General features: G+C 65.2%; 4 protein-coding genes. 3 read left to right on the top strand and 1 reads right to left on the bottom strand.

Annotation, left to right across the window (positions count from 1 at the left end; genetic code table 11):
- The first annotated feature begins 7 nt into the window (after positions 1 to 7).
- A complete protein-coding gene (locus tag ELR45_RS10735; protein ID WP_420813870.1) occupies positions 8 to 877 on the top strand; it encodes a C40 family peptidase in 870 nt (289 codons plus the stop codon).
- Positions 878 to 887: 10 nt separating this feature from the next.
- On the opposite strand, the gene ELR45_RS10730 is transcribed toward ELR45_RS10735, so the two are convergent.
- Positions 888 to 3,605: a dsDNA nuclease domain-containing protein gene (locus tag ELR45_RS10730; protein ID WP_165367663.1), complete on the bottom strand. Its 2,718-nt coding sequence runs from the start codon at positions 3,603 to 3,605 to the stop codon at positions 888 to 890.
- A gap of 665 nt (positions 3,606 to 4,270) precedes the next feature.
- Between ELR45_RS10730 and ELR45_RS10725 the strand changes: the two genes are divergently transcribed.
- Both ELR45_RS10725 and ELR45_RS10720 read left to right on the top strand, forming a co-directional pair.
- Positions 4,271 to 4,792 carry a hypothetical protein gene (locus ELR45_RS10725; protein WP_129665753.1) on the top strand — a complete coding sequence of 174 codons (522 nt, stop codon included), beginning with the start codon at positions 4,271 to 4,273 and terminating at the stop codon, positions 4,790 to 4,792.
- A partial coding sequence (locus ELR45_RS10720) for an ATP-binding protein (protein ID WP_165367662.1) occupies positions 4,789 to 5,389 on the top strand: 601 nt, incomplete at its 3' end. The genes ELR45_RS10725 and ELR45_RS10720, both read left to right, overlap by 4 nt.

Below are 5,389 nucleotides of genomic sequence, written 5' to 3'. Positions count from 1 at the left end.
CGCGGCGATCGCCAGCGGCGTCGCAGGTGTCCTCGGTGGTGGTGGCGGCGGGCCGAGCCCGCCCAGCCAAGTGGCCGTCGACGACATCCCACCCGACTACCTCGCCCTCTACATCGAGGCCGCCGACACCTGCCCCGGGCTCGACTGGAGCATCCTCGCCGCCATCGGCAGCGTCGAATCCGACCACGGACGAAGCGACCTGCCCGGCGTGCACCACGGCTCCAACCCCAAAGGCGCCAGAGGACCCATGCAGTTCCTGCCCACCACCTTCGACGCCTACAAACTGCCCGTCCCGCCCGGCGGGTCCGACCCGCCCAACCCGTACGACCCGATCAACGCCATCCACGCCGCCGCCCGCTACCTGTGCGACTCCGGAGCACGACACGCCCGCGACCTGCACGCAGCTATCTGGGCCTACAACCACTCCGATGCCTACGTCGCCAACGTACTGAGCAAAGCGAACGTGTACGCCTCCTACGACGTCGGCGCCGACGGTCCCGGCCCCGCGGCATGGCAGGCGGTCAACTACGCCCGAGGCCAACTCGGCCTGCCCTACGTCTGGGGCGGCAACGGACCCGACGACGGTCACGCTGGGTTCGACTGCTCCGGCCTGACCTACATGGCCTACGCCTCCGGCGACATCACCCTGCCCCGCACCGCGCAAACCCAGTACAACGTCGGACCCCGCCTCGGAACCGACGAACCCCTACAGCCCGGCGACCTCGTCTTCTACGGCACCCCCACCAACGTTCACCACGTCGGCCTCTACATCGGCCACGACCAAATGATCCACGCCCCGAGACGCGGCGACATCATCCGCGTCGCCCCGTACCGCTGGAACGGCGACGACTACCTCGGCGCCACCCGACCCGGCTAATTAGGGCAAGTTATTCGTCAGAAGTAGCGCCTTCTTGTAGGTAATCCGTCGCGATCTGCTCAATGAGTGTCCGTTGATTGGCCAGCTCGGCCGCACCCAAATCGACAAGTTGATATGCCTCCAACTTCGCCATCTCATTGCGAGCGGCGTCGATATCGCCACACCAGGCAAGTACTACTGCATACTGCGCCCTTACTGGGACAATTAAATCAGAAAGCTGGTAGTGCGTGACAATTTGCGCGAGATCATTCTCGGAAATGTCTCGCGCGCCTACCAGGTCACCGAGTCCCACTAACTCGTCGACCGCTTCTTGCCCAGAGTGAACAGCGGACCGCCACGCTGATGCAGCACTGTAAAGCTTCATTGCATGAATATAGACCAGCGCTGCCGGCTTACCTAGGTGCTGGTTGGCCGCCCCAAGTAGATTGAGGCTATCCCCAGTGTGACGAAGATTGTCATCACGATCCGGCGTGTCGGGCGCTACCGCCAAAATATGCTCAGGGTTCGTGCCAAACAGGTCCTCGATGTCGAGCCCGAGCAAGTCGTAGTAGTCCAAGACGAGTTGAAAAGCCGCCGATTCCACCTCATTATATGCTTCGATTTGAAATAGCGACAGTGCGTGGTTGTATCTGTAAATTCGCTGCAATTGTTCATTGCCTTGGATACTTTCCAGGCCGACACCGTACGCGGACTCTACTTCGCCGCGGTCGCCACTTAGAGCTGCGACGATCATCTGTTTCATGGCGAGCGCACCGGCTGCACGGGTTTCGAGGCCGGAGCCAGCGACAGCTGTCATCTGGCTCACCAGGCCAGGAATACTGTCGTAGGTGCCATCTAGGTAGTCCCAGAGGACCAGGGCGTCGAGCGCCCAGAATCGATCCTCATCACTGAATTCGGAAGACTGACTCGCCGCTTCGAGGGTGGCTCTGATTTCGCTTGGATCACCGACTTGGTGGAACTGCTCATGGGATGCCACGTCGATCAAGGTTGTGTGCCGGCCAGTCTGCGGCAGCAGCCGCACCCACAGACCGAACCGGCTGACGGTCCACTGGGTGGGCAGCGACCGTTGCAACATCACGACGAGCGCCTCGAGGGCGGCCTCGACAACTCCCGGCGCCAAGCCCGCACGGTTGTCGCGCGCCAGCAGTCGAAACGCGTCGTGCAATTTGACGTCACCTCCGCTAGTAAGCTGGACGACACCGGATCTCGTCATGTCCCGCAGCGCCTTCGCCGCTGCAATTTGCGATACGTCGCCAGCGCCGATGAGCTCCAGGGCCTCCTCGCTACTTAGTGGCACGTCCGACAGATCAAGCAACGAAGCAGCCTCGCGAGCCTGCGGTGTCAGCTGCTCGAACGTCTCGGCCAAAATCACCTCGTGCGCAGTCTGAACGAGAGCGAGACGGCTCTCCACGGCGTCGAGGAACCTACCGACGTCGCCTGCATACGCCTTTGCGGCGAGCTGTGCGGCCGCGTTGACGTAGAGCGGCACTCCCGCGGTCAGTCCGAGCGCGCGCTGTCCGGCCGAAACACCGACCGGGCAGCCGGCAGCAGCGAACGCTGCCGCCAGATCGTCCAGCGACCACCCGCCCAGTATTTCCGCCTGTATCCCCAAGAGGGCTTCGGCCTGGGCCTGCCCTGGCCAGGTTTGGCCGAGCAGGACGAACCGCATGTCGGGCGCTGCTTCCACGATGGACCGCAAGGTATGGGCGGAGACGCGGTGCACATTATCCAGGACGACGGTGACTTCCGACTCGTTGCTGCGGAGTCGGCTGGAAACCAGTGCCAACAGCTCGAGGCCGCTGGCTGCTGGCAGCGCAGCGCCCCCGGCGCTGGAAGTTCCGTCGCTCAGGAACCGCGCGACCAGCTCGCGGGCTAGAGAAGACGCCAATGCTTGGTCAGGGAGCTCCCCGACGTCGAAGTAGGCCGTCGGGGCAGGGTGAAGCAGCGCGGCATGAGAAGCCCACGCCGTCTTGCCGGAACCCGAAACCCCGGTCACCAACCGGACTCTGCCAGGTGCCAGCAGGTCCGGCTCCACGGTTTGTCGACGATAGTCCAATGGCGGCTGCGGGAAGTCGTGCAGCTGGACAACCAACTGCTCGAGAAAGCCGTGTATTTGGGCCTTCGTCACCGCGTGCCCACGGTGTCCGGTAGCCAGGTACTGCACGAGCCCTGCGAGTTTGAGCACCAACGTCTCCGGTGCCAGGCTCGCGAAGGGAACCGCCCCTGCCTGAGCCACACACGCGTGCATAGCGGCACCGACGTCTGCCCATGGCGCAGGCACCTGCAGTTCGACATGAGCGGCCGGGCCGCCCGGCCATAACACGCTGACGTCGGCCGGCCAGGTCGGCTGAGCCAACCGCGCGAGCAAGTCAGGCCCGGGACCCGTGTTGCTGACGATGACAAACCGGGCTTCGCCAGACCGCCTGTCTTCGCTGTGCTCCCGACGCAGCACAGCGAATCTCTCCAGCACCCCGCTAAAATCGCTGAAGCGAAGAGCGCGCTGACGAGTCTTCACCTGCACGTACACCGTGGACGCGGCACGGACCAACTCGATGTCTTCGTCATGTTCCACGACTACGATGTCTGTACCGGTCAGGTCCATCGCAAGCAGGCACGCCACTCCATAAAGGTGCTGGTAGCCGAACCCGCGGTGGGTAGCCTCGATCCGGATCAGCTGCGCGGAGTCGAGCGCCGGGCTTCGCCCAACGTCGTCTGGTAGGTGCTGCACGACGACCAGTCTGACAGGAGGAGCCTATCGACAGCTCCGGACTGTCCTCTGTCATCATGCGACAACTGGCAATCATCGTCCCGACAGTGCCCGCCGGGCGAGCTGCGGTAGGTGTGGATGCTGGAAGTAGCGTGCGGAACCTGCGAATATCGCAGGGTTTGAACACTGCCACTCCGCCAGTAAGGCCGCTGGATCACCCGCCACCTCACCCAGGGCTCGCGCCGATCACGCCGCACGCACACGCGAGGCGGTCAAAGCATTCCGGTCGCGTCGGGTTGAGATGACGGTACGCCGGAGCGCGAGGCGAAGTTCGTCAACGCGCTGCTGCGGTTCATCGCCCACACCGACATCCACGGCCTCTGCATTGGGCAGCTCCCGACACCGGATCGTCAGACGCGGTTCTTGCCCGATCTCGCGTGGTCATGCGAAACGCGACGCCGGCACGGACCGAAGCTGATCTGTGGACGGACGTGAAGAGTGTCCTCACGCAGCATCTGCCGACAGGCGACCCCGGATGTTCCGGCGCGGCCTTGACTTCGCCGGCGTATGGAGCGTCCATAGAGACCACACAACGGGCTCCACCTGATGCGGAGCGCGCACCGCCGGGCCCGTGGCCTCCGGAGGCATGACCCATTCCTGCCCCTTTCGTGAGTCGAGGAGCCGTCATGCCCAACAACACCAACGCGGCCGGCACAGCACCCGCCATGACCCCTGATCCCGGCACAGCTGAAGCCAAGGTTCTCGCCGCCCTTCGACAGCTGCCCGATCGGAGCGCGGCCGAGATCGCTGCTGCGGCTGGCGTGGGCCGCTCCACCGCTGGGAAGGTGCTCGCTGCTGCCGAACAACGCGGGCGCGCTCGCCGTACCCCGGGCAGCCGCGAACACGGTGCCCGCACGGCGGACAGCTGGGCTCCGGTGTCCGTACCCGCCAAGCCTGCGCGGCTTCGCCGTGGCGCCCTACGCGACATGGTCGCCGAATATCTGGCCGCCCACCCCGGCGAGGAGTTCGGTCCGACCGCGATCGGTCACGCGCTCGACCGGTCAAGCGGCGCCGTCGCCAACGCCCTGGCGAAGCTCGTCGTGGCTGGTCAGGTCGTGCAGATCGGTGAGCGGCCCGCGCGATACGCCACAGCTGCCACGGGTTCGCCCGAGACCGCGAACGGTGAGCGAAGGGGCGATCAGCGATGACCGAACCAAGACAGCACACCGCGTCTAGCGGTCATGGCCGATGCCGAAGCGTGGCCGTGGTCGGCATCGACGGACATGCTGTTGACATCGAGGCCCAGCTCGGCGGCCGCTACGAGTTCGATCTACAGGGCATGCCGGGCGAGCCGCCCGGGCAGGTCCAGGACCGGCTGCAACCGGCTATCCAGGCCAGCCAAGAGTCCTGGCCACACGGCCGGGTCACCGTGAGATCGGCACCGGCCGCGCTGCCCAAGCCTGCCCGCCGTCTCGAACTCGGTATGGCCGTGGCGATCCTTAGCGCCGCAGGCGAGGTGCCCGAACCTGCACCAGACGTGGTATTCCTCGGCGCGTTGGAACCCGACGGGAGACTGCGTGCCATCGCCGGAGTACTGCCTGCCGTGCTCGGCGCGTTGAAGGTCGGCGCGCAACGCGTCGTGGTTCCGGAGTCCAATGTCGACGAGGCGAAGATGGCACCCGGCGTCGGCGTGGTCGGTGTCCGCACACTACGGCAGGTGCTCGCCCTGCTCCGCCGGGCTCCGATGCCAGACGAGCCACCTGCGCAGGCTCGCGGATTGATCGACGAGACACGCGACGATGCGC

The sequence above is a fragment of the Phytoactinopolyspora endophytica genome (genome assembly GCF_004138495.1).
GTDB classification, from domain to species: domain Bacteria; phylum Actinomycetota; class Actinomycetes; order Jiangellales; family Jiangellaceae; genus Phytoactinopolyspora; species Phytoactinopolyspora endophytica.
The sequence above is the reverse complement of the archived record's forward strand: the minus strand, read 5'-3'. Positions and strand labels throughout refer to the sequence as shown.